Here is a 23,896-nt window from a genome sequence, read left to right on the forward strand (position 1 = left end):
AAACGCCGAGCATCTGACAGTTAGCATCGAGACCTCGCCTTTCTTATTTGGCCTTTCTTGTTTTGCCTTAATCGTATCAGTCTGATTGTTTCCCATACCTAAAAAGGAAACAACCATGCAACCGACCACCAAACTTACTCTGACCCTCGAATGGTTTTTAAACCCTGATCATCTGCCCTTTATCGCGGGTGTGATCACAGGCGCATACGAGCAAGCAGGTCTTGATATTACTATCATCGAGCCTGACGATCATTATGATGGCTTTGCAGAATTACAGAACCAAAGTATCGATCTGCATGTGAATGAGCCGATTCATCTGTTTGAGCATTACGCGCCGAATTTGCGTGCGCTTGGCTGTTTTTTTGAGACCGATGGCGGCATATTGATGCAGCAGTCTAGTATGGATAAGCTCAAAAACAATCAACCGATTCGCATCTGCACCCCTGCCGCTGAAGAAAAAACCAATCGCATTGGCTTTGAGATATTGGCGCGTTATGCCAAAAAAAATGGCTTTGCTATCAGCCGTGACAATGTGACTTTTGTGCAAAAAGACTTTTATCATATAAAAAACCTGCAAGAGGACCCAAGCCTCGATGGCGCATGGCTATGCTTTTATAACTTTGAAGGCGTTGAAGCGACTCATGAAGGATTGGACTTTACGTTTATCGATCAGCATCTGTCACCTTATCCGAACTTTTCGGCGTTAGAGATTCTGACTACGGATGAGATCTATAGCGCGAAAAAGGAAGCGATAGATATCTTTATCCAAGTGACCAACCAGATGACAGAGCTGTGCAAAAACGAGCCAGAGACTGCTCACCGTATGTATTATGACTATAGTAAAACCGAAGCCGATACGCTGATGGATGCCATTATTGATAATACACTGAGCAGATTGCTCACGCCAATCAAGCCTGATGCAAATAAATGGGAAGAACTGCGCAAGATGCTAGCCGAAATCGATATCGTGACCTTGACTGATGAGCAATATCAATCGCTTTGGGCGCTGTAGGTATTCTAGAAGTTAAGATATTTTGAACTATAAAAAACCGCCATAGTATTTGCTATGGCGGTTTTTTATTTAGCTGTAATCGAATAATGAGGTTAGCGCAGTCATATTTTTATAGTGAATTGACTATGCCTAGTTGCTTGGCTTCTTTTAGCCACATTGGAAACTCTTCTAGCATGTTTTCATACAACGCTTCTTCGCTAATGTCGTCCAAGTCATCTAATTCAAAAAAGTCGCAATTATCAATTACGCGCCCTGTCATGTCGTCTAATTTCTTAAGAATGCCATAACCGCGACCACCCAGTCCCACAAATTGCCAAAATATCGGTAGTTTCGCCGCTTCCGTCATGACTCTGGTGATACCGCGATTGTCATTCACCCCACCATCACTGATGAATAGCACGTAGATAGGCACATCTAGGCCGTCTTTTTGATAAAACTCCGTCACGGCTTTCATGACTTCTGCTTCGTTATTCACACGTGGGCCAAGTGCCCATTTGCGCCAGCCGCCATGAGCGTTGTTGATAAAACCGTCATAATTGCTCAGTCCAATCTCGCCCAAATACTGCGGATCTCGGGCAAACGCCCAGCAGTCTAGTGCTTGGTCGTCATCGAAGTTCACTGCCAATGGCAATATGCGATTGACTACCTCTTGCACGCGGCCTTTTTTGTACTGTCTATTCATTGAACCTGAGGCATCTAACACCAACGCTACCTTTGCGGTTAATTGCTGCAATTGGCGTTTCTCAAGCGATATCGTGGCTTTTTTGGCCAGATTGACCAGTTTTGGCGCTTTGTCTAGCATGACCTTCTCTAACGACGGTTTTGCTTGCACTGGCGTTGCGGTCACATCTGCTTGTGAGCTGCCCTCTTCTACGTCACCACCGAAATGCTGCACGATGGCAGCAAGTCCACCATTAAATCCTTGCGCGACGTTGGATACTCGCCAAACGCCACTTTTACGATACAGCTGCATCAACATACTGGCTTGCTGCTGGGCAAAATCTGCTGCTTGATACTCTGCCTGTGCCTTTTGCGACTGCTGCCAAATGCCAATCTCTAGCGATTGAATTTGATTGAGCGGGGTGTCGGCTGATAATACAAAAAACAAGCTGTCTATATTCGCAGCCAGTTTGGATAAGTTGACCTCAAACTCGGCTTGGATGCCTTTATTCGCCGTTGGCTGCGACTCATAATGCGTGAGCTTGATTTGCCCGCATGGTGAGGTTGGCTGATTATAAAACACCATGTAATCATCATTGATCAGTTTGCCCGCTGCGTCTAAGGCAAAGCAGCTGATGTCCATCTCTATTGGGCTTTGGCGAGTAAATTTGAGCGTGATGGGTGCGGTATCATCAATAGCAAGATTGCTTAAAGGCGCGCGTTGTCCGACGGTGAGATGGTTCATGGTGTTCCTTACGTTAAAGTGTTATTCCTTTAAAGATAATAGACTAATTACTGACATTAAAAAACCGCTACAGTATTTGCTGTAGCAGTTCTTTTACTTGGCAGTATGACAATTTGGTTCTAGAATCTTAATCGCTATTTCTCTTATGTGAGTTTTTATAGTTAAATCCAGGAGGTACGCTTTTAAAGGTGTTTGTTGATATAGAAGTATAACCTGTTTTGCCAAACTGAAAATCTCTCAGCTTAGATATATCAACAGTAGTTTTTAATACACATTCATTTTCACCACCCTTTAGATACAACATCTTCTTAAGTTCTGTTTTAGATGGTCGCAATACACAAGAGCCACCATATTGGGATGTGTTTACCTGCACAACGTAACAATGCAGATCTCGAACTACAGACTCCATAATATGATCATAATAATTAGTATCAGAATTGAAAACAGAGGCAACCAGTAAGTCTATTTCATTTTTAAATATAGCTCGATGATTAATATCAGCTAGCTCATAGCAATTGTAGGTAGCTAAAGATACTCCTCTCCATTTGACCTTATGGTAACAACTTACTTTATTCAAACTAAAAGGTTCTATAGGAGATTTTAAATGGTATTCATTAATCAATCTATCTTCTCTAGGTGAATAATGGTTTTTAAGCCTTGCCGTAAAAATATTCTTTCTGTAGCGCTTTACTCCCTCAATATAAGGTAAAGACTCAATCATTAAGTTATACGCTATTTTGTTTTTTGATACCCAATGTTCTAAGCCAAATATAACTCCTATATTTCTTGTTCTGGAAAAGGATATAATATACGGTAGCCAGAGCACAGGTACACTGACCTCAGGAAGAACCAGCAGATCACATTCATTTCTTTTAGCTGACTCTAAAATATTTTTTAATTTATTCCATCTTTTGATAGATATGTTAGGTGCTTGATCATCCTTAAGATTTATATATATATCCGATTCATCAATTCTTATATTAGCTATGCCAACACCAATTTCACCCAACTTACTATTATCGGGTAAGTTCACATCTACGATTTTTAGAGAGTTACTCGATAAATTAGGATTAGTTTCAACCTTAATACTATCTAGAGTGAAACCATATTGATAGGCATCTTTACATCCTTTGAAATATTGTTCAAAGTCAAAAGCAATCTCGTTTTCGCGCCCTTCTGGAGAAGAGTTTATTTTCTCTAACAGTTTCAACAATTGAAGCTCATCAAAGTTAATAAATCTTGGAGAGTATTCCACCTTATTCTTATCAATCTCTAGATCTGTAGAAGTAAGTATCTTATCTTGATTTATAAAGCTCCCACGATAACTACTATAGTTTATTAAAGGCCATACAACCAAGTCATGATTAAAAATATTACTAACTTTAAATTTTTGTGCTAGCGCCTCTTCTGGGGGTAAAAGCAGTGAAATATCAACAAAACTAATCTCTTTTCCCATCCTCGAAAAATTCACAGTTGGTGCTTTTGCTAGGTGAAAGCATATATTATTATACGCTTCAAGAGATTCGATAAGGCTGTTACGGTATCTTTCATCTTCTATATCAAGATAAGCCTTACTCGAAGTCGAAATTATTTCCAAATCTATTATACTTTTAAGTTCTAGGGCTTCTGTCAATCTATTATTGACAAAAAGATATTCATATATTTTATGCCAAAAACCATAAAATCTTAATATGTTAAAACCTTTAAAAAGATGTTTTATCTTATAATAAATATCGGTTGAGTTATTAAACCCACAAAGTTTATTTGCTAAAATATGGCTATTTAAAAAATTCAACAGTTCTCTTTTGTTTTCTGTTACACCTATTAAACTCTTTAAATGGTCTTCCTCCTGACTATACAAGGCCTTATAAGCGAAAAAATCTAAATCCTCATCAATATGGCTATTATGAAAACTAATTATACTAGTTTTTGAATCCAATTCTTTCTTCAAGAACTTCAGTCCTGCCTTGCTATCATCTTTCCCAAAATGTTGTAAAACCACTTTCTTCATTTGAATTTTTGGATTATCTAAGTTTATTGATCCAGTTAGACAAACCGTCAATTCGCTTCCTTCAAACTTTATCAACTTACCTAGATATCTATAGATAAAGTTCTTTATTGTATCTTCAGAAGACAGTATTGGTTTTTTAAAAACCATTAAAATATCATCTACATATCTTCCATAATACGAAGGTCTAACAACTTCGGAAATATGTTCATCAAAGCGCTTTAATGCATAATTACCTAATATCGATGAGCTAACAAAACCGATTGGAAGAGTATTTTTATTACAATTATTTTTACTTGATCCTAATCCAAGGCTTTGTCTCCTCAAAGAATTATAAGACTTTAAAACATCTTCTAACATTAGAGTTAAATTTTTGTATTTATTTTCTGGTAGGTTCCTAAAATCTATATCCAAATTATAGTAGAAAGACTTTATATCTAAAGATAAAATTGCTACATCTTCGTTGTTCTCGGATATAGAAGCTGCTTGCTTAACAGCTTTTCTTCTCCAATGGTCATATTGAGTAAAGTAGTATTTATATATCTTATTTGATTTATATTCTGACGTATGATTTGTAATAAAACTTTTAGCGTCTTTTGATAATCTATTCCCATAACAATCGTCAGATAAAGAGTTATCTAACTCACTACCCGCCAATAAAGACCAGAGAACATCAAGTAAATGAAACTCTATAGGAGCATCAATTATAAAGTTACAGCCTTCAAATTTATATCTTTCCTTCGAATTATTATTCGTATAAAAATTTTCTTCTTTATAACTATCCTTCTCGTCACTAACCTCTAGAAACCTTTTTGGTAAATATCTGACCTCAATTTTATTTAATAGTGCAGTAAACTCTTCAGACTCTAAAAAATTTTCATTATTTATTTTCTCGGAGAAATTCTGAAAAAAATCCTCCAATAGTGAGTAGTTAAGATTAGGATAGTGCGCAGACTTATTATTTCTTTCTCGACATTGTGCGAACTCGAACTCTGCAACTCTTTTCTTTATAAACAAATTGTATTTTTCATTATATGCATACGTTTTCAAATACTTGTATGCTTTTCCTACCATTTCAGCTGTTATATTCACATTCAAGTCCTTGTGGAGCACTACTATTTATTTACACATCCCTGTGCATTGGATTAATTAAATCTAAACCAGTCAATAAATTCTCACAAATTCTTTAACTGCTCCATTTGCGCCGTCATCGCGGTCAACTGCCCTTCTAGCTCAGCCAGTTTCGCCTTCTCAGCATCGACTACTTCCGCAGGTGCTTTACTGACAAAGCCTTCATTGCCTAGCTTACGCGCGATGCCTTCGGATTGTCCTTTCAACTTATCATATGACTTACCTAGACGTGCCAGCTCAGCCGTAGGATCGATTAGCCCTTTCATCGGTACGAGTACCCGTAGCTGACCGACCATGCTTGATGATGACAATGGCACATCATCGCCTTCTTTGACGATCTCTAAGCTCTCGACTTTGGCAAGCGCTTTGAATTGGTTTTTGATACGTGAGAGACGCGCTTCTTCATCGCTAGAGGCGTTTTGGAGTAGCACTGGCAGACGTACCGCGTTACCCAGTTTCATCTCACCACGGATGTTACGGACGCTCGCGATGAGTTCTTGTAGCCACGCCATATCCGCTTCAGTCTGCTCACTGATTTGGCTGGCATCGGTCTGTGGATAGTCAGCGACCACGATGCTGTCGGTGTTTTTACGACCCAGTAGCGGCGCGATAGTCTGCCATATTTGCTCAGTCAGATACGGCATGATTGGATGGGTGAAGCGTAGCGCAGTCTCTAGTACGTGCAGCAGCACATAGCGAATTTGCGCTTTACGCTCGTCCGATACCGAGTCATCATTTAGGCTGGCTTTGGCAAGCTCAACGTACCAATCACAGTACTCATTCCAGATGAACTCATAGATATCTTGACTGACCATATCTAAACGATACTGAGCGAAATGCTGATGAATGTCTTTGATGCTAGAGTTCAGACGACTCATGATCCATTTTTCTGGTAATTCCCAAACGTCAGGGTTTGCCATTTGATCGATAGGCTTGGCGTTGCTGTCACCATCGACACAGTTCATGAGTACAAAACGGCTGGCGTTCCAGATTTTATTACAGAAGTTGCGATAGCCCTCGACACGCTTTAGATCAAAGTTGATATCGCGACCAGTACTGGCTAATGAGGTAAAGGTAAAGCGCAGTGCGTCCGTACCATAAGCTGGGATGCCTTCTGGGAACTCTTTACGCGTTTGCTTCTCAATCTTGGCCGCGTCTTTTGGATTCATCATATTGCTGGTGCGTTTTTCTACCAGTGCTTCTAGCTCAATACCGTCAATCAGATCAATCGGATCTAAGACGTTACCTTTTGATTTTGACATTTTTTGACCATTGCCATCACGTACCAGACCATGCACATAGACGGTCTTAAACGGTACTTGCGGCGTGCCATCTTCGTTTTTCACGAAGTGCATGGTCATCATGATCATGCGGGCAACCCAAAAGAAGATAATGTCAAAACCTGTCACGAGCACGCTGGTCGGGTGGAAGGTGTCCATCACGCGTGGATCGGCGTTGACGTCTGCCCAGTCAAGCGTACTGAACGTCCATAGACCAGAGCTGAACCACGTATCGAGTACGTCATCGTCCTGGCGCAGTTTTACATCGTCGCTTAGGTTGTATTTGCTACGTACTTCAGCTTCATCACGGGCGACATAGATTTCACCTGTCGCATCGTCATACCATGCAGGGATACGATGTCCCCACCAGAGTTGACGGCTGATGCACCAGTCTTGTAGATCCGTCATCCACGCCATATACATGTTTTTGTACTGCGCAGGGACGAACTCAATGCTGCCGTCTTCTACTGCGTCAATCGCAGGCTTGGCAAGCTCTTTAACCGCGACATACCACTGATCGGTCAACCACGGCTCAACGATCGTACCACCACGCTCAGCACGCGGGGCTTTTAGCGCGTAGTCTTCGATGTCTTCTAGCCAGCCTTGCTCGCCTGCCTGCTCTACAAGGAACTTACGCGCAGCGAAACGCTCAAGTCCTGCGTATTCGCTCGGCGTGGTCTCTAATTCAGGCTCACGTGTTTGCAAATCAGGATAAACTTCCATCGCTGGCAAAATATTGGCGCGCTCATCAAGAATATTAATCAATGGCAAGCTGTGACGACGACCTAGCTCATAGTCATTAAAATCATGTGCTGGAGTAATTTTGACACAGCCTGTACCGAAGTCTTTTTCGACATAATCATCAGCAACGATAGGCACGACACGGCCAGTGATTGGCAAGGTAATGGTTTTGCCGACTAAATGTGCATAACGCTCATCGCTAGGATTAACGGCGACAGCGGTATCACCAAGCAAAGTCTCAGGACGTGTGGTGGCAACGACCAGATAGTTTTTACCATCTTGAGTCGTTAGCTCTGTATCCGTGAAATGATAGCGGAAATGCCATAGACTACCTTTTTCGTCGTGGTTTTCTACTTCTAAATCAGACAATGCCGTTTGGAACTTTGGATCCCAGTTCACCAAACGCTTACCACGATAGATCAAACCATCATCAAATAGACGAACGAACACTTCTTTTACCGCGTTAGACAGACCGTCATCCATGGTAAAGCGCTCACGCGACCAGTCAACCGAGCTGCCCAAACGGCGAATTTGGCTGGTGATATTGCCGCCCGACTCTTCTTTCCATTCCCATACTTTATCGATGAAATCTGCACGCGTCATATCACGGCGCTTGATACCTTGCGCTTCCAGACGACGCTCAACGACCATCTGGGTGGCGATACCCGCATGATCCGTACCTGGTTGCCACAGCGTATTGTCGCCATCCATGCGGTGATAACGAGTGAGCGCATCCATGATTGCGTTATTAAAACCATGACCCATGTGTAGCGAGCCGGTGACGTTTGGCGGTGGCAGCGCAATAGAAAACGACTCGTCTTTGTCAAAAGTCGGCTGAAAATAGCCGCTTTCTTCCCAGCCTTGATACATACCTGCTTCAACTTCCGCAGGGTTATAGGCGCTCTCTAATTGGCTTAGCGCCGCTTGGATCGACTGGGTCAGATTGGTTTTCGCATTGCTATCAATGCTGGTATCGGTATTAGGATTGCTCATAATAGGGTGATCTTATTGTTGATAATGAATGTGGTCAAAATGAGATAGCGTAAAACGCTATAAAAACAGGAAAAATAGTTGATAGTGTGATTTTAACGCAGATAGGCAGATTTTGTTAGATGGTAAGACAATTTATAAAGCCTGAAGGCGATTTATTACCCAAATTGTTAATCAATTAACAACAGCAATCAGAAGAATGAGAAATATAATAGAGATTACTTATGCAGCAAAATCATTAGCCTATAACCAGCGAGCCAACCGTGTCCCAAGATACCGAGCATGACCATGATTCTCAGGCTAATCGACCAAACGATGAGCGTACAAATGCGAGTACCACTACTCCTGTGCCTGAAGATGGCGATACACCAAAAGAAAGCGGCAGCCCTTCTAAAGACATTGAGGTAGATAATGACGCAGACGACACTACAGACAGTCATGCAAACGAAACTTCAGATAGTGACGCAGACGAACCTATTAAAGCCACCGAAGACTTAGAAAACGATGACTTACCAGAAGAAATCAGCGACGAAGACAAAGAAACCATCAAAAAGGTCGCCAGTGATGACAATCTAAGCCAAGCGAAAAGCTACGCCAGTATCTTAGTCGAGCAAGTTATCCACGCAAAAGAAACCTTTGAGCGTTCACTTGGCTCGCTATTTACCAGCGCCTTTACGGCTGGGCTAGAGATTGGCATCAGCTTTTTTATGATTTTATCAGCGTTTGCCTTGCTCAATGACGTGATACCAAGTCGCTATGCCATGGTGCTGTCGTCACTGCTGTATCCAATCGGCTTTATTATCGTGGTGATTGGTCAATCGTTATTATTTACAGAGCAGACCTCCCTCTTGAGCCTGCCTGTCTTAAATAAAATTGAGCCGCTGCACAAACTGCTGCGGCTATGGGGTATCGTCATCGCTGGCAATATCGTTGGCGGCTGTATCTTTGCAGCATTAATGATTGGTTTAGGACTGCATATGCATCTGTTTACAGACCATGCTATCGATGTCTATGCCGAGCATATCTTAGGTTTTGAGTGGTGGGTTATCTTTGGCAGCGCCGTGCTAGCAGGCTGGATGATGGGCGTGGCCGCATGGCTGGTGACCTCCGCACGAGATACGCTTAGCCGTATCGTACTGGTAACGCTTATCACTGGCAGTATTGGGTTTTTAGGTTTGCATCATAGTATCGTGGGCAATATCGAGGTATTTTCAGCACTGCTATATGGCAATACCGTCAGTCTTTGGCGCTATTTGGTATTTTTAGTCGTGGTACTGGTGGGTAATACGGTCGGCGGCGTGGTATTCGTCGCGGTACTCAAAAACCGTACATTCTTATTCGAAATTGAAAAAGTCAAAGAGCAAGCCGCTGAGGCAAGAGCGAAAATGGACAGACGAAGATTCTAGATTTGAGCCAAAACTGGCTTGAATTAAAACGAGCACTAAACACAAAAACCCATAACCAGCTTCATTATACAAAGCGAATTATGGGCTTTTTTTATTGCATCCTACATTGCTGCTTGTTTGCCAATACTGTCTCAACTGGCGCAACAATGCGTTACTACGGTTATCCTAAACCTCTTACATTCTACGTGCTGCCAATACGCTATTTTCTATCTCGGTTCTTTTGGCTTTATTATGCTGGGCAGTAAATACTCTGACCATGATACCGGCGGTCAAGAACATGATTAGTGTATAAATGGCTGGCGTCATCGACATCTTATAGTTAGCTAACAGCGTCAATGCCATAAACATTGAAAGCGTACTGTTTTGTAAGCCGACTTCCATAGTAATCGAGCGTCTTTGTGCATGGTTTAGACCGAACCATTTACTGGTGTAATAACCAAGCGCCATCGTCGATACGTTCAATATCAATGCCACAGGGCCAGTAGCGATTAATGCTTCAACGATAATGTCTCGTTGCACATAGCTTAAGAAAAGTACCAAGAAGCTCAAAAATATCACGCCAAAACGAGACACCATTACCTGTCCCTTATCGGCAGCGTTAGGCGCATAGCGTTTGATCAACATACCAATACTGACGGGTAAGATAGTCAGAGCAATTAGGCTGATCATGGTCTTGACCACTGGTAACTGAAACTCACTACCCGCACCCATGAAGTATACGAGCGAAAAACTGAGGACGATAGGAATGGTAAATACGGTAATGACACTAGCAATAGCGGTCATGGTGACCGAAAGAGCGACGTCACCTTTGGCTAAATAGGTAAATAGATTCGATGTCGTGCCACCAGGACACAGTACCAGCAACATAACCCCAACGGCATACTCTGGCTCGAGAGACATAGTGGTTGCCAAAGCAAAACCTACCAATGGTAAAAATATTAGCTGATTGGTCAAGCCTATGGCGACTGCTTTAGGGTATTTGACGACTCTCTTAAAGTCATTGGTAACTAAGGACAATCCCATTCCCATCATAATCAAAAAGATACTAATGGGAATGACTTTTGCATTTATAAACGTGACTAACTCAACACCTTCCATAACTACATCCTTGTAGATAGAGCCCTTACACGGGCAGGTTTATGACAACCTCGTCATGCTCAATCAGCCAATCCTGCTGATATCTTGGGTAAAAGCTACCGACGTTGTCAGCTCTTTATATGACACTTTTCCATACAGTCGTGTTTTTTAAATCGACAATGTTTGATAAAACTGGTTACTACGAACCGAAATAATAACGGAACGGCAAAATTCAGTATATCGTTGTAAAAGTGTATGGTTTTGATTTTTCTGACTACTCGTCAGTCAATTATAGGTTTTTACACTTGAAAATAAAGTAGAAATGATTTAAGCAGAGGTTCTGTGATTTACAGCAGATGTAGAGTGAGTATGGTCGATACTGATAACAGCTGTACCGTAGGCGATGGCTTCGACCATACTGCCTAATTGGTTGACATTGGTTACCTCAAGACGTAACCCGTAGATATGCGTGTAGCCTTTGGCTTTTGCCTCAGTCCGCATACGAACGATGGCTTCACGGCGTGCACGATCTAGCAAAGTCTCATAGGTGGTTAAGTTTTTGCCAAAGACACTCAATACGCGAGCGATAATCATTTTGAAATAATCTTGAGCGATAACGACACTACCAAGCACTAGCTCGCCTTCACTACCCGCTGCTAACTTGGGACGGTATAAACGTTCGCTTGAGACAGTGATATCGCCCAATGCTTGCTCTGCTACTGTTAGCTGTGCCAAATGCTGACGCTCATGGCGCGACCCAAAGAACCAGCCAGCCGCGAATAAGAAGACAAACGGCCCATAATTGATGAGCACTTGCGTGAGTGAATCATTCATAGCACGTTTCTCATCATAAAAAGCATCGGTGCTTTTAACATTATAGTTTTTAGCATTGTAGCTTTTAGTATTATAGGATTAACCAAAAGGATTAAAACGCGGTAAATCATCGGGTGCGACTTGGGTCTGAGTATTCGTATTTTGACTAGAATGGTTGTAACCATCGCTTGGTGGGTTTTGATATTGCTGCTGTGATATCGGCGCGACCTTGACCGCCGTACCATAGACAAACAACTCTGAGGCACCTTGGGCAATACTAGAAGTCGAAAAACGCAGACCGACCACTGCATCAGCCCCTAGCGCCTCTGCTTTGACAATCATACGATCGATTGCTTCTTGGCGTGACTCTTCTAATAGCTCGGTATAAGCCGTCAGCTCGCCGCCAACGATGTTTTTTAACCCAGCAAATAGATCCTTACCCACGTGCTTTGAGCGCACGGTACTACCGTACACCACGTCTAGACGTTCGGTGATTTGATAGTTAGGTAGGTGTTCAAGGTTAGAGAGTTGCACAGTCATAGGATGACCTTATCGGTAACTTATAAAACATATAGTAAATCAAACTGCTCTGATACAGCATAGGCAAAATAGAAACAGCACTGCTAGTAGCAACGCTGTTTGTTAGCCTTACTAATCGTTGGTATGAAACAATAAAAACAGCTCAGTCAAATTGCCTTCGATGCTATTGGCCATTTGTACCATTTTGTCTTCGTCTTTACGCATCTCAGACAGCTCTGGATCTTCATCATCAATACCGCTTAGTACGATCATTGGCAAAGTCAATACCGCGACATCTTCTGCCGTTTCTTGATCTTCAAACCAATCGCTTGCTTCATCACCATACATGGCATCGACGAAACCAATTGACCAAGCAACGATGTCTGACTCGTCGGAGAAATCAACCGCCACCTCTTCGTTACCAGCATCTTCACCAAATGGTAATTCGATCGGCGTCTCGTTTTTTAGCTCAGCCATGATCGAATCGCGCCAGCGTTTGATACCGTCGATGACGTTTTCTGGAATCTCACTTACGTGACCTTCGAACAGGGCATCCATCCAGTTAGGCAATGGACGACCGATGACCGTCGCTGTCAAAAAACCATGCGCTGCGACACTATCTAGCACGAACTGGCTTTCTTGATTGTCCAAATAGTCTAGTAATTCATCAAAACTTAGTTGGTTACTCATAATTTGGTTTTCCTTAGCAGATAGATGTCATCAATCGCAGTGGCGATCGGTTAAATAAAAGAGGACGAGTACTTAGTTTAAGATTAAAGGCTGCTTAATTAATCAAACTCAAGCAACCTCTATCAGGCAAGTATTATCGAGATGAACTGGTTGCGATCAAACCTAGAAAATTAGCAAATAGCAGGCAACCAGTTTGATGGGATGAATAATTTTAGTCATTAAAATAGCCACTAGAGCACTTTAGTCCACTGAAACGACTGATGCCGACAAATTAAAAATCGTCATCATCCCAATCATCGCCGTCTTCATCGAAGTTGTCTATGTCGTCTAGATCGTCTTTTAACTCTTTAGCCAAACGCTTTTCTTCTAGCAAATTATCGATTAGCCGACGTTTTTCAAGACTACTTAAACGTGTACGTACGCTCGTCTCAGCTTCTTCAACCATCTTTGCATCATCATCGTCGACAAAATCATCATCAAAATCGTCGTCAATATCAGCGTCACTCATGACAAACTCCTATCATTTTTAGGCAAGGGTATTAAGAATACATCAATATATATATGCCTTATAAAGTCTCTATTGAATGTTGTCAATCCTTTTTCGCAATATGGTACATTTCAACTCTACGATTAAGATAGTCCAGTAGGCTATATAACAGACAATTGTAATATAAATGACCAAATACAGTCGGCATTAAATGTGTAGCTCATCCTCATCTTCAATCATTAGAACTGCGTTGCGCACATCAGCCAAACGCTGAATCAATGAGTCGTTAGCACCATCAAATATCGCACACTCGCGCTCATAGACAGTGGTTGGGCGCATGATGTTATGTACTTGTACATGATTGCTGATTTGCTTGAGACCGGCATTTGGCAATAATATTAATAGTTGCTCTTTTTTGCCAATACTCTGGAGCAAATGAGTCATTGGCTCTGATTGCGCGTCATCACTCACACCCGCTTTTGCTGGCAAAGCAAAGCGCGACAGCTCAATATGCTTGTCGTGGATAATTTTGTTGAGCATTAAATAAAGCTTGGCAAGCATCACGCCTGCGAGTGCCACTTTTGCATGACTATTATCAGCCTTTAGTACCACACTTGCGCCATTATCTTCAAAGTGCGCTTCATTCATCGCACTCACGCCCAGTAGCAAGGGTTGTCTTAGCAACTCAGTCACGGCCTGATTGAACAGCTGAGTGCAGAGTGCTAGATACGGAAGACGCTGCGCAGGTGCAAGGCGTTCAAGCATATTGAACTCATCATGGAATACGACTTGGACTTTGACGCTATCAACAGACCGTGTGGCAGATAGCTTAGACGTATGGCTGGCAGCTTGAGAAGTGACCTCGTCTGTATCTGCTATTTCGCTTTCGCTACCTTCACTCCCACTCGCTAGATTGTCAGTATCGCTACCTGTCTCTTGGTTTTGCTGGGTTCTAAGATACTCGTTCACTTCATTATGCACATTAAATTTGCGTGCATTAGTCACTTCGTCATCTGTTGCGTTTACCGTATTATCCGTCGCTACTTGACTGTCTGCTAAATGAGACGCTGACTGGCGCTCAAGTTCACGGTCATAGCCACGTTGATCGACTGGTCTATATTGGTCACGATATAGCTCTTGGATATCTCGACTTAATGCATTGATTTGCTCTTTGGTCGGACGAGCGAGGTAACCGTAAATCAACCAAAGCAGTAAATGCAGCAGCATGGTGCCAATAACAAACGGCCATTGCATGGCGATAATCTCGCCTTTGCTGACGTCTTTTAGGGTCAGCGCAACACTACCGATAACTGCATCGCCATTGGTGGCGATTTGACGAATAGTGTCACCTTGCTGCATCGGCGCATTGCCTACTGGCACCAAGATATCATCGTTGTTGTCCTTAATCAGTATCCGTGTGACGTCTTGCTCGCTGGTATAGCGATTGGCAATAACGCTTAAGCTCACGCGGTCTTCATTTTCTAAAGACAACCTTGCTTCATCAATCAGCTGGGCGACCATCTGCTCGCCTTTTAACGCACGACTATTGCTCAGCTGTTGGTCAGTACTAATGACCAATAACAGCGTCTGCAAACAAAAACTAACCAGAAGAATAATGGCAAACAACCCTTGCCGCGGCGCTAAATACGTCATGATATGTTAAACTTTTTTGGAGAGAAGAAATTAAAAAACGAGGCTACTGCTCATTTTTTGGCTAATTTTTAAACAATTGTGATGCGCGCTAACTGTAATGCGCACATAGTGATAAAACAGTACTGATTATTAACGACTATCGACACTATCAATATTGTTGCCAGCTTCGCTATCTTTTGCCTTACAATCTTTTGCAAAGGCATCGTTAATAAGAAAGCATCGTCAAGCAACAGCCAGCTTATCTCATCTACTATATCACCATAATAAGCCTTATAGCATGAGCGCTTTATAAATTTATCATAATAACTTTATTGCATTTTCTATGGCTTCTTACGCCATAAAATCTGTTTTTTAGCATCATTGTTACTTTGCGCGTCATCTATAGGCGCTGCCCAGTAAAACTGTTATTATTCCTAATCTTATATGAGCATACAAGGGACAATTGAGCCATGCCAAAAAATACATCTTATTCGTTACCAAAAGACAGCAAAGCATGGCAACAAGCCGTTGATTCTATTGCGGCATTATTACCCGAAGATACCAATTTGCAAGACTTTGATGCGCTACAGTCACTACCTGTTTTTGCGCTCATCGTCGTACTGCCGATTCAGGTATCTGCATTAGATATTCATCAGTACGTTCAATCGTGGGTCGACGAACAGCCAAGTTGGCATCTAGTGACCGTCGCCGAAGATACTGACGCTAGCTTCGTCAATATCACGGTATCTGATACAGAACCTACAGCTGCAGACGCACAGCGCCTACCCTTTACCCATACTCAGGTCTACCGTTATCTGCTAGTACCAGTCACTGACACACTAATGCACCCTGGCAAAAAAACCGCAGCCGCTCACATTATTGATGATCAACTAACCGCTCGCCTGCGTCATGACCTAACTGAAGAATATAACAATACACGCAGTGCAGATAGCACAGGCAACATAAACGTCGTGGACTGTCATATTCTGTCTGTTGGTCATATGCTGCGGACACACAAGCTTGCCTGCTTTGACATGGATTCAACCTTGATCGAGCAAGAAGTCATCGTAGAGTTGGCAAAAACGGCTGGGATTGGCGAAGAAGTTGAAGCCATCACTGAAGCAGCAATGCGCGGTGAGATTGATTTTGATGAATCATTTGCTCAGCGTGTGGCTTTGCTAAAAGGCACTTCTACTGATGTGCTTGATGATATCTGTAGTCGCCTAACGTTATCGATTGGTGCGCGCACGACAATTAGTGCGCTAAAAGCATTGGGTTATCATACGGTGCTGGTCTCGGGCGGCTTTACTTATTTTGCCCGTTATATCGCTGAGCAGTTGGGTATCGATGAAGTACATGCCAACGCTCTAGATATCGAGGAAGGTGAAGTGACTGGTCATGTACAGTGGCCTATTGTCAATGGTGCCAAAAAAGCCGCTATCGTTGAGCATACCGCTGAGCGCTTAGGCATTGAGATGTCACAAGTGGTCTGTGTCGGTGACGGTGCTAATGACTTAACGATGATGGCACTGGCCGATCTGGGTGTGGCCTATCATGCCAAACCAATCGTTCAAACACGTGCTGATGCCGCTATCAACGTGACAGGGCTTGAAGGTACTCTGTACGCTCTTGGCTACCCAGCACTGGCGCCTACTGAGTAATTGCAGAACGCTTTATGCCACTCCATAAGCTAGGTTAATGTTTTGTCATTAATCTGGCTTTTATGCTTTAGGGCGCGGCTTAACCAAGAAAAGTAGCGTAGATAGTACCGATATATTAACTAGCTATTTGACGATGTCTGACAAGATTTATCCATTTTTAGTTCAGTTAAATGACTATCAAATGAATTGAAGACATGCCTTAGTACGTGATGATAATTAATAAAATCTGCTATGCACACTGATGTTTAGCTCACGCCTGTTTTCATCTAATGCTTATTTTCAGATAACACTTATTTTTAAACGATAAAGGAATGCCCATGACGGCACCACAATCTCCACGGCCAACTCAGCCGTCAGCGCCAACGCCAACACCATTAGAGCCAGATACGGTACCTGTACGTACCGATAGCCCAAAACAGCTGGTAGGTATCTATGTCAGAGGTATGGCTATGGGAGCAGCTGATATTGTGCCTGGCGTCTCTGGCGGCACTATTGCGCTGATTGCAGGGATTTACGAGCGCTTGATTAACTCACTTGGCAGTATTGGCCCCAATCTTTGGACGATCTTTCGACAAGAAGGTGGCATCAAAGGATTCGCTGCAATTTGGCGACAAGTAGATGCGACATTCCTATTGTGTTTGCTACTGGGTATTGCCACTAGCTTTGCGACCTTAGCCGGTATCATTAAGCACTTATTGGACAATCAACCATTGCTTATTTGGTCGTTCTTTTTTGGACTGGTCGTCGCAACGGTGTTTATCTTACTTAGTGAAATTAAGCGCTGGAATATAGGACGTGTCGCACTGTTCGCGACTGGGCTTATTGCCGCTGTGGTCATTAGTAGTATGCCGTTACTCACGACCACGCCTAGCTTACCGTATCTATTTTTTGCAGGGGCAATTGCTATTTGTGCCATGATCCTACCGGGGATATCAGGGTCGTTTATTTTGCTTTTGTTAGGTGCTTACGATGCGGTATTAGAAGCAGTCGATACAATGAATTTGAGCGCCATTTTCACAGTCATTGCGGGTATGGCGACTGGGCTATTGCTATTCACGCGCGCACTTAAGTGGCTACTCTCACATTATTACCAAGCTACCTTGGCATTGCTGACAGGCTTTATCGCAGGCTCTCTAATAAAAGTATGGCCATGGAAAGTAGATGCGCTAGGCTCGCTCAACACTGAAGCTGTCCATAATGTCATGCCGTGGCAATACCCTACTGGCGCACAGTGGTCAACGACAGTAGGACTTATGCTACTCGGTGCTATTCTAGTTTCGCTATTATCTTTGTGGGGTAACCGTACCAATCGAGTTTAAGTATTTAGCAAACTGTCAATCCTGTTTGCTAGTTTGGCTTGGTTTGCTAGCTAACAAACACCCTCTCGAGCAAACAAAACCATTTCCGTATTACTCAAAATAAGCGCCATTCCTCACGGCGCTTAGCCTAACATCTAGACATCAAATATCGCAAAACAAGCCAAAAAACCAAACGTCAACGGTTGTCGCAAAGTCGCCTGCACCCTCTTCAGCTTTACTCAATAACCTCTCATAATAGTCTCATTGGAATTCACCTTATGAATAGCGAGATGAATGATGTTAATGACTATATTTTCTTTTATCGGTGTAGAGGCATGGAGCGGCGCGGCATGGCTAGGTTATGGACTACTAGCCAGTTTAGTAGTGGTGCTCGCCTTGTCGTCATATCGTTGGCTACTGCTATATCTGTTTGGCGGTATGGCTTACTGGTTCACCGTTGAGTTGATTCAAAATATATTAGCCGGTCGTCCTATGTTTATGGAGCTATCATCATGGCATCGCTATATCATCGCTATGGGTATCAGTTGGTTACCGTTGGCAGCTTGGGTACTGTATCGAGCATTGCGCTATGATGATGTAAGTCAAACAGTTAGTCAGCAACGTGAGCTAGAAGCCGCACGCTATATCGAACACACTCCTGTCTACGATGATAACTATCAGCCACGTTTCCGTTAAAACTGTCCTATTTGTACCTGTGCTTGTCTATATCAATACCTTACTTACGTCAGTGACATCGAATGTTACAAGATACTTAACGCTCTCTACTTAACTCCTAAAGAGTTGGCACCCTGTGATAGTTTATAATCCAGTTATATATTTGTCATAAAAACTGGTATAAAGTACGCTTTATTTTTATGCCTCATTTCTTTAGGAGTTCTGCTATGTTTACTGTTCCTGTATTAGATATCAAATCTGATCCATTAGATGCTTTATTGGCTGTTGTTGGCTATCGTTTGTCTATGTTAGCTGATAGCGATAACGAAGACGTCAAAGCGTTATTCGCTGATCGCCAAGTTACGATTGAGTTTGCTAGTACTGAGTCTGATATCGCCCGCTCTTTTAGTTTTGATAATGGACAGTTTAGTCAACAAAGCGGTCATGCAAAAGAAGCCGATTTGACCATCACTTTCAAAGACTCTATGACTGGCGTTAGACTGCTTACTAAAGGTAGCTTACCTGCCTTTATGACTGCTGTACAAGAAGGTAACTTGAGCATTGAAGGCGACTATAGCCTAATGATGTGGTTCAACAAACTTGCTAAGCATATCGTTCCAGCTATCCCAGAAGAGTGCAAACCATATATCCAAAAGGCCAAACCTTACGCTTATAAAGCACAGAAATTTGCTGAGCATTGGGTTGGTATCGCTAAACACAAACTTGGTAAATAAAAAGAATGGTGCACTGAGCGGTAGTCATTGGTAGAATGGATGATATAGAACTAAATAGCCAAACGTATAGTTACTATTTATGTGCGCTACTGTGACAATTATACATACTGTCTAGCAGTGTTCTGATTTTCTAAAAAGGTTGCGGTATACTATACGGCAACCTTTTTTGTTACCTTATAAATGACAATAGATAAAAACATTGGTTTTATTTAATACCCTCTCATTCTTATAAAAGGACTTACCTTATGGCAGGATTGCTTAGCATCTCCGAACCTGACGCCACCCAGCCAACTGATCTAGCCACTCAGCCAGATGCGACCAAGAGTGATTTTTTGGCCAGCCTAGCTACAGACGCGACTCAAACTGATAGTAAAGTAGCTACGACGTATAGCCGTGAAGAAATCGCGCAACTGTTTGACTTACCTCTAATGGACTTGTTGTTACAAGCACAAACCATCCATAGAAAGCACTTTACTGCCAATGAAGTGCAAATCAGCACGCTACTCTCTATCAAAACGGGCAACTGTCCTGAAGATTGTGGTTATTGCTCACAATCAGGTCATCATCGCGACACCACCAAACTACAAGCAGAAAAGCGCATAGAAGTTGACAAAGTTATCGCTGCGGCCAAACGTGCCAAAAACAGTGGCTCATCGCGCTTCTGCATGGGTGCCGCGTGGAAACATCCAAGTGCCAAAGACATGCCTTACGTGGTTGAGCTGATCAAAGAAGTAAAAGCATTGGGACTTGAAACTTGTATGACGCTGGGTATGCTCGATACCAATCAAGCGACACAGTTGGCCGATGCAGGGTTGGATTATTACAACCATAACCTAGATACTTCGCGTAGCTACTATGAGCAAGTCGTTAGCACGCGCAGCTATGATGAGCGTTTAGATACGATAGAAAACGTGCGTAACTCTGGCATTAATGTCTGTAGTGGTAATATCGTTGGTATGGGCGAAAGCCGTGACGACCGCATCGATTGGGTACTTGAGCTGCTAAAAATGCCAAAAGCGCCTGAATCAATTCCAGTCAACTTACTGGTGCCTATTGCAGGTACACCGATTGGTGACAAAGTACTGGCCGAAGGTCAGCTGTCTGTACTTGAATGGATTCGTACTATTGCGGTCGCCCGTATTTGCTGCCCGACTAGCTACGTGCGTCTATCTGCTGGCCGCGAAAGTCTATCTGACTCTGAGCAAGCATTAGCATTTATGGCAGGCGCTAACTCGTTCTTTTATGGTGACAAGCTTCTTACCACTGGTAATGCAAGTCAATCAGGCGACGATAGACTCATGCGTGAGCTTGGCCTAACCAAACAGTTTGCCGCACCAAGAGCACCTAAAGTACTGCCTGTCATGGATGCGATGAATGGTCATCAAACACAAGTTGTATTGGCAGATTAAACCCACGCTAAAAAATACAAGCTAAGCAAGAGAAACTATGATGGCAGATTATTTTAACTGGATTAAAGCGGCGCACATTATCTCGATGGTCTGCTGGTTTGCGGCGATATTTTATTTGCCGCGCCTGTTTGTCTATCATGCGATGAGCGACGATAGCATCAGTCATGAGCGCTTTGCCATTATGGAGCGCAAGCTGTATCGCGGCATCATGACCCCATCGATGATAGCGACATGGATCTTTGGTCTATGGATGTTAGGTCTGGGCTGGGATGTCTACAAAACTCAAGGCTGGCTACACGTCAAATTGCTATTAGTAGTGCTGCTGTCAGGCTATCATGGTGCTTGCGGCTTTTACCGTAAAAAGCTGATAGATAATCCACATTATAAAACGCATAAATTCTGGCGATGGTTTAATGAAGTGCCTGTCTTTGCCTTAGTGATTATTGTGATTCTAGTTGTGGTAAAACCGTTTTAGTATCAGAAAAACCATTTAACCTGTAAAACAAAAGCGTCCGTAACTTCAATGAGTTGCGGACGCTTTTTTATTTACTTATAAAACAGGTTGTCAAACTGGAAATATCAAACACTAAACGCTCGGGCGCATAATTTGATAAACATTACTCAAATCATAAACGCGATAACGAGCTGGTTCACGGCGATTTTCACCAGCATAGCTCAGTATCAAAGCCTGCTTGGCACGCTCATCGACCCAACCGACAAACAGTCCACTATGCTCGACGCCATTGTAACCATGATTAATATAATAGAGCCAGTCGCCTGCTTCAATCTCGCTGCTACTAGCATAGGGCCCTTGCGCATAAGTGCCTTTATGTATGGTATTGCGCGATACTCCTGCCCGATTGAATACCGCATTTAAATAGTCCCAGCAGCCACCTTGAATAATTGTGCGCTCGTTAAGTGCCATTTTGCGTGCAGTACTGACCACCTCACGTGCTGCCATACTACTCTGCGTCTCGGCATTGCTCAATAGCGGCAAATATTCGCTATCGACATTGTCATAGTTGCCTGATAAAAACGCTGGTAAAACCGTAGGTGTTGAACGCTGTACCTCAGGGTAACGATAGGATGTATTTGTCGTTGGTTGAATAGATTTTTGGGCGATAAGCATGCTCATACTATCTGCATAGGCTTGTCCTACCATGCCGCAGGTAAATAGTAAAAAACCGCACGACGCGGCGACTGACGGTATAGACAAACGCAACATGACTAACTCCTTGTCAACTAGATCTCAATGACAATATCAATAATAAAAAGGATAAATTTTATAATCCTACTTATAAACCATTTGCGCACAAATCTGCAAGCACTATTCGCCTGCGATAGGTGATAGACGGTATAAATATACTGATAGATGACAATATTGGAGAGGCACGTCGAGTGAAATTTAAAATGACATTTGAGTTAGAAGTTTGGATAATACGAAGATAATAGCTATGCTTTGGTAAAGTATGAAATTAAGAAAAGATATTAATTACTCTTCATTTTAATATTTACATGGCGTTTCGTTAGCGCTTGCCCTTCTAAGATAGCTTTCGCAGCTTTTGCTTCTTGAGCACTCTCGAAACCAGTAATATGATATTTGCGAACGTCACTGCTATCGACAATCTGTAATTGCTCGCCAATCAGCGTTATCTTATCACCGTCAGTCAAATGAATATGCTCACGCTTACCTAGATTGTCATGGACCAACTCGCCAGCCCTTACCCACAATGTACCACTGCTAATCATACCGCTCATAGCCTTTTTATGCTGTTGGCGCTTTTTATTGAAAATAAAACTACCAATGATAAGCAGTGCAAGTGCACCAATGGCTAGACGCTCAGGCAATAAGCTCATCGCCATGGCGACTGCGACAGCCCCTACCAATAATGCCGAACCAAACCAAAACATGCCATTATCAGCAGCATTTGATTGCCCTTGTAAGGTGATTCTGGCGCCATCATCAGTCAGCTTGAGCATGTGTTGTTACCTATTACGTAATGTACGAATATTTTCTATTAAAAAACTGCCTATTAGCAGCTAACAGGCAGTTATTGACACTAAAAACAAAGACAGTGTGTTGTATCTAAACGCTAGTCTACCAACCAAGCGCCGTCTGTTGCATTTTAATCAATTCAGCGATGCCTTTTTCAGCTAATGACAGCATAGCATCTGCTTGAGCACGAGTGAACGGCTTTTCTTCAGCAGTACCTTGCAGCTCAATGTACTCGCCTTTTTGGGTCATCACGACGTTCAAGTCGGTATCGCAGCTAGAGTCTTCTTCGTAGTTCAGATCAAGATATGCTTCGCCATCTTTCATACCAACAGAAACCGCCGCAACCAATCCGATTAGCGGATCTGCTTTGAGTTTCTTGGCTTTTTGGATACTCTCTAGCGCATCGATAAGCGCAATCGCAGCACCAGTGATACTAGCCGTACGAGTACCACCATCCGCTTGCAACACATCGCAATCTAGATAGATGGTGTTTTCACCAAGCTTACTCAGATCAATCATGGCACGCAAGCTACGACCAATCAAACGCTGAATCTCTTGCGTACGACCTGACTGCTTACCGCGAGCCGCTTCACGCTGATTGCGCGTGTTGGTCGCACGTGGCAACATACCATACTCAGCTGTAATCCAACCTTTGCCTTTACCTTTGAGCCAGCGCGGCACACCAGACTCTACACTGGCAGTACATAGTACTTTGGTATCGCCAAAACTTACCAATACTGACCCTTCAGCATGCTTCGTATAATGGCGCTCAAAGCTGATCGAGCGAAGTTGGTCAAGCTCACGATTGTCAATACGCATAAAAATTCCTAGTACAATGTTATAAAAGCAGTGTCATAAAAATACCTATCAGTCGTTAGTAAACACATTGATAGGTATGTAGTCGACTAAAATCTTAAGATATCCTAACGTGA

At 42.8% G+C, this 23,896-nt stretch carries 20 protein-coding genes; 8 read left to right on the forward strand and 12 right to left on the reverse strand.

What is annotated here, in order from left to right:
• Positions 1–115: 115 nt before the first annotated feature.
• Positions 116–1,012: an ABC transporter substrate-binding protein gene (locus ACQKCP_RS10745; RefSeq protein ID WP_427612310.1), complete on the forward strand. Its 897-nt coding sequence runs from the start codon at positions 116–118 to the stop codon at positions 1,010–1,012.
• A gap of 109 nt (positions 1,013–1,121) precedes the next feature.
• On the opposite strand, the gene ACQKCP_RS10750 is transcribed toward ACQKCP_RS10745, so the two are convergent.
• From ACQKCP_RS10750 to ACQKCP_RS10760, 3 genes are all read right to left on the reverse strand, one after another.
• The gene (locus ACQKCP_RS10750) at positions 1,122–2,417 is read right to left on the reverse strand and encodes a VWA domain-containing protein (RefSeq protein WP_427612311.1); all 1,296 of its coding nucleotides are present in this window, start codon (positions 2,415–2,417) and stop codon (positions 1,122–1,124) included.
• Positions 2,418–2,544: 127 nt separating this feature from the next.
• Positions 2,545–5,517: a reverse transcriptase domain-containing protein gene (locus tag ACQKCP_RS10755; protein WP_427612312.1), complete on the reverse strand. Its 2,973-nt coding sequence runs from the start codon at positions 5,515–5,517 to the stop codon at positions 2,545–2,547.
• An 83-nt stretch (positions 5,518–5,600) separates the two neighbouring features.
• Positions 5,601–8,570, reverse strand: coding sequence for a valine--tRNA ligase (locus ACQKCP_RS10760; protein ID WP_427612313.1), 2,970 nt, complete (start codon positions 8,568–8,570; stop codon positions 5,601–5,603).
• Positions 8,571–8,830: 260 nt separating this feature from the next.
• Here ACQKCP_RS10760 and ACQKCP_RS10765 point away from each other — a divergent pair, with 260 nt between their 5' ends.
• Entirely contained in the window at positions 8,831–9,973 is a 1,143-nt protein-coding gene (locus tag ACQKCP_RS10765; protein ID WP_427612315.1) for a formate/nitrite transporter family protein, read from the forward strand.
• A 174-nt stretch (positions 9,974–10,147) separates the two neighbouring features.
• Here the strand turns inward: ACQKCP_RS10765 and ACQKCP_RS10770 are convergent, their stop codons facing one another.
• From ACQKCP_RS10770 to ACQKCP_RS10795, 6 genes are all read right to left on the reverse strand, one after another.
• On the reverse strand, positions 10,148–11,071 hold the full coding sequence (locus ACQKCP_RS10770; protein WP_427612316.1) for a bile acid:sodium symporter family protein: 924 nt from the start codon (positions 11,069–11,071) through the stop codon (positions 10,148–10,150).
• A 306-nt stretch (positions 11,072–11,377) separates the two neighbouring features.
• The gene (locus tag ACQKCP_RS10775; RefSeq protein WP_427612317.1) at positions 11,378–11,884 is read right to left on the reverse strand and encodes a YbjQ family protein; all 507 of its coding nucleotides are present in this window, start codon (positions 11,882–11,884) and stop codon (positions 11,378–11,380) included.
• A gap of 78 nt (positions 11,885–11,962) precedes the next feature.
• Positions 11,963–12,403: a YbjQ family protein gene (locus ACQKCP_RS10780; RefSeq protein WP_057761652.1), complete on the reverse strand. Its 441-nt coding sequence runs from the start codon at positions 12,401–12,403 to the stop codon at positions 11,963–11,965.
• A gap of 111 nt (positions 12,404–12,514) precedes the next feature.
• A complete protein-coding gene (locus tag ACQKCP_RS10785; RefSeq protein WP_057761653.1) occupies positions 12,515–13,072 on the reverse strand; it encodes a YecA family protein in 558 nt (185 codons plus the stop codon).
• A gap of 271 nt (positions 13,073–13,343) precedes the next feature.
• On the reverse strand, positions 13,344–13,580 hold the full coding sequence (locus ACQKCP_RS10790) for a PA3496 family putative envelope integrity protein (protein ID WP_057761656.1): 237 nt from the start codon (positions 13,578–13,580) through the stop codon (positions 13,344–13,346).
• 186 nt (positions 13,581–13,766) lie between these two features.
• The gene (locus ACQKCP_RS10795) at positions 13,767–15,212 is read right to left on the reverse strand and encodes a hypothetical protein (protein ID WP_427612318.1); all 1,446 of its coding nucleotides are present in this window, start codon (positions 15,210–15,212) and stop codon (positions 13,767–13,769) included.
• Between the two features lie 449 nt (positions 15,213–15,661).
• Here ACQKCP_RS10795 and serB point away from each other — a divergent pair, with 449 nt between their 5' ends.
• The 6 genes from serB to hemJ all read left to right on the forward strand — a co-directional run bounded on the left by serB (position 15,662) and on the right by hemJ (position 21,443).
• Positions 15,662–16,852, forward strand: coding sequence for a phosphoserine phosphatase SerB (serB, locus tag ACQKCP_RS10800; protein ID WP_427612319.1), 1,191 nt, complete (start codon positions 15,662–15,664; stop codon positions 16,850–16,852).
• A gap of 317 nt (positions 16,853–17,169) precedes the next feature.
• Positions 17,170–18,171: a DUF368 domain-containing protein gene (locus ACQKCP_RS10805; RefSeq protein ID WP_427612320.1), complete on the forward strand. Its 1,002-nt coding sequence runs from the start codon at positions 17,170–17,172 to the stop codon at positions 18,169–18,171.
• 282 nt (positions 18,172–18,453) lie between these two features.
• Positions 18,454–18,846, forward strand: a complete 393-nt coding sequence (aciT, locus tag ACQKCP_RS10810; protein ID WP_427612321.1) for an AciT family ciprofloxacin tolerance protein — start codon at positions 18,454–18,456, stop codon at positions 18,844–18,846.
• 206 nt (positions 18,847–19,052) lie between these two features.
• Positions 19,053–19,559, forward strand: a complete 507-nt coding sequence (locus ACQKCP_RS10815) for an SCP2 sterol-binding domain-containing protein (protein WP_102090478.1) — start codon at positions 19,053–19,055, stop codon at positions 19,557–19,559.
• A 245-nt stretch (positions 19,560–19,804) separates the two neighbouring features.
• Positions 19,805–20,968, forward strand: a complete 1,164-nt coding sequence (gene bioB, locus ACQKCP_RS10820) for a biotin synthase BioB (protein ID WP_427612322.1) — start codon at positions 19,805–19,807, stop codon at positions 20,966–20,968.
• A 40-nt stretch (positions 20,969–21,008) separates the two neighbouring features.
• Positions 21,009–21,443: a protoporphyrinogen oxidase HemJ gene (gene hemJ, locus ACQKCP_RS10825; RefSeq protein WP_057762639.1), complete on the forward strand. Its 435-nt coding sequence runs from the start codon at positions 21,009–21,011 to the stop codon at positions 21,441–21,443.
• 111 nt (positions 21,444–21,554) lie between these two features.
• Here hemJ and ACQKCP_RS10830 read toward each other — a convergent pair whose 3' ends face one another.
• The 3 genes from ACQKCP_RS10830 to rph form a co-directional block, all read right to left on the reverse strand.
• On the reverse strand, positions 21,555–22,193 hold the full coding sequence (locus tag ACQKCP_RS10830; RefSeq protein ID WP_427612323.1) for a hypothetical protein: 639 nt from the start codon (positions 22,191–22,193) through the stop codon (positions 21,555–21,557).
• Between the two features lie 263 nt (positions 22,194–22,456).
• Complete coding sequence (locus ACQKCP_RS10835; RefSeq protein WP_427612324.1) at positions 22,457–22,948, reverse strand: hypothetical protein; 492 nt, start codon at positions 22,946–22,948, stop codon at positions 22,457–22,459.
• Between the two features lie 118 nt (positions 22,949–23,066).
• Positions 23,067–23,783 carry a ribonuclease PH gene (rph, locus tag ACQKCP_RS10840; protein WP_057761673.1) on the reverse strand — a complete coding sequence of 239 codons (717 nt, stop codon included), beginning with the start codon at positions 23,781–23,783 and terminating at the stop codon, positions 23,067–23,069.
• Between the last annotated feature and the right edge of the window lie 113 nt (positions 23,784–23,896).

The organism is Psychrobacter sp. NPDC078631, assembly GCF_050268165.1.
GTDB lineage: Bacteria > Pseudomonadota > Gammaproteobacteria > Pseudomonadales > Moraxellaceae > Psychrobacter.

Bases quoted from the DNA above. Each gene is read 5' to 3' on its own strand.
- bioB (WP_427612322.1), top strand. From the start codon at position 19,805: ATGGCAGGATTGCTTAGCATCTCCGAACCTGACGCCACCCAGCCAACT.
- serB (WP_427612319.1), top strand. From the start codon at position 15,662: ATGCCAAAAAATACATCTTATTCGTTACCAAAAGACAGCAAAGCATGG.
- ACQKCP_RS10775 (WP_427612317.1), bottom strand. From the start codon at position 11,884: ATGAATGATTCACTCACGCAAGTGCTCATCAATTATGGGCCGTTTGTC.
- ACQKCP_RS10830 (WP_427612323.1), bottom strand. From the start codon at position 22,193: ATGTTGCGTTTGTCTATACCGTCAGTCGCCGCGTCGTGCGGTTTTTTA.
- ACQKCP_RS10745 (WP_427612310.1), top strand. From the start codon at position 116: ATGCAACCGACCACCAAACTTACTCTGACCCTCGAATGGTTTTTAAAC.
- ACQKCP_RS10835 (WP_427612324.1), bottom strand. From the start codon at position 22,948: ATGCTCAAGCTGACTGATGATGGCGCCAGAATCACCTTACAAGGGCAA.
- ACQKCP_RS10790 (WP_057761656.1), bottom strand. From the start codon at position 13,580: ATGAGTGACGCTGATATTGACGACGATTTTGATGATGATTTTGTCGAC.
- ACQKCP_RS10815 (WP_102090478.1), top strand. From the start codon at position 19,053: ATGTTTACTGTTCCTGTATTAGATATCAAATCTGATCCATTAGATGCT.
- rph (WP_057761673.1), bottom strand. From the start codon at position 23,783: ATGCGTATTGACAATCGTGAGCTTGACCAACTTCGCTCGATCAGCTTT.
- ACQKCP_RS10780 (WP_057761652.1), bottom strand. From the start codon at position 12,403: ATGACTGTGCAACTCTCTAACCTTGAACACCTACCTAACTATCAAATC.
- ACQKCP_RS10750 (WP_427612311.1), bottom strand. From the start codon at position 2,417: ATGAACCATCTCACCGTCGGACAACGCGCGCCTTTAAGCAATCTTGCT.
- ACQKCP_RS10770 (WP_427612316.1), bottom strand. From the start codon at position 11,071: ATGGAAGGTGTTGAGTTAGTCACGTTTATAAATGCAAAAGTCATTCCC.
- ACQKCP_RS10805 (WP_427612320.1), top strand. From the start codon at position 17,170: ATGACGGCACCACAATCTCCACGGCCAACTCAGCCGTCAGCGCCAACG.
- ACQKCP_RS10795 (WP_427612318.1), bottom strand. From the start codon at position 15,212: ATGACGTATTTAGCGCCGCGGCAAGGGTTGTTTGCCATTATTCTTCTG.
- aciT (WP_427612321.1), top strand. From the start codon at position 18,454: ATGACTATATTTTCTTTTATCGGTGTAGAGGCATGGAGCGGCGCGGCA.
- ACQKCP_RS10760 (WP_427612313.1), bottom strand. From the start codon at position 8,570: ATGAGCAATCCTAATACCGATACCAGCATTGATAGCAATGCGAAAACC.
- hemJ (WP_057762639.1), top strand. From the start codon at position 21,009: ATGGCAGATTATTTTAACTGGATTAAAGCGGCGCACATTATCTCGATG.
- ACQKCP_RS10785 (WP_057761653.1), bottom strand. From the start codon at position 13,072: ATGAGTAACCAACTAAGTTTTGATGAATTACTAGACTATTTGGACAAT.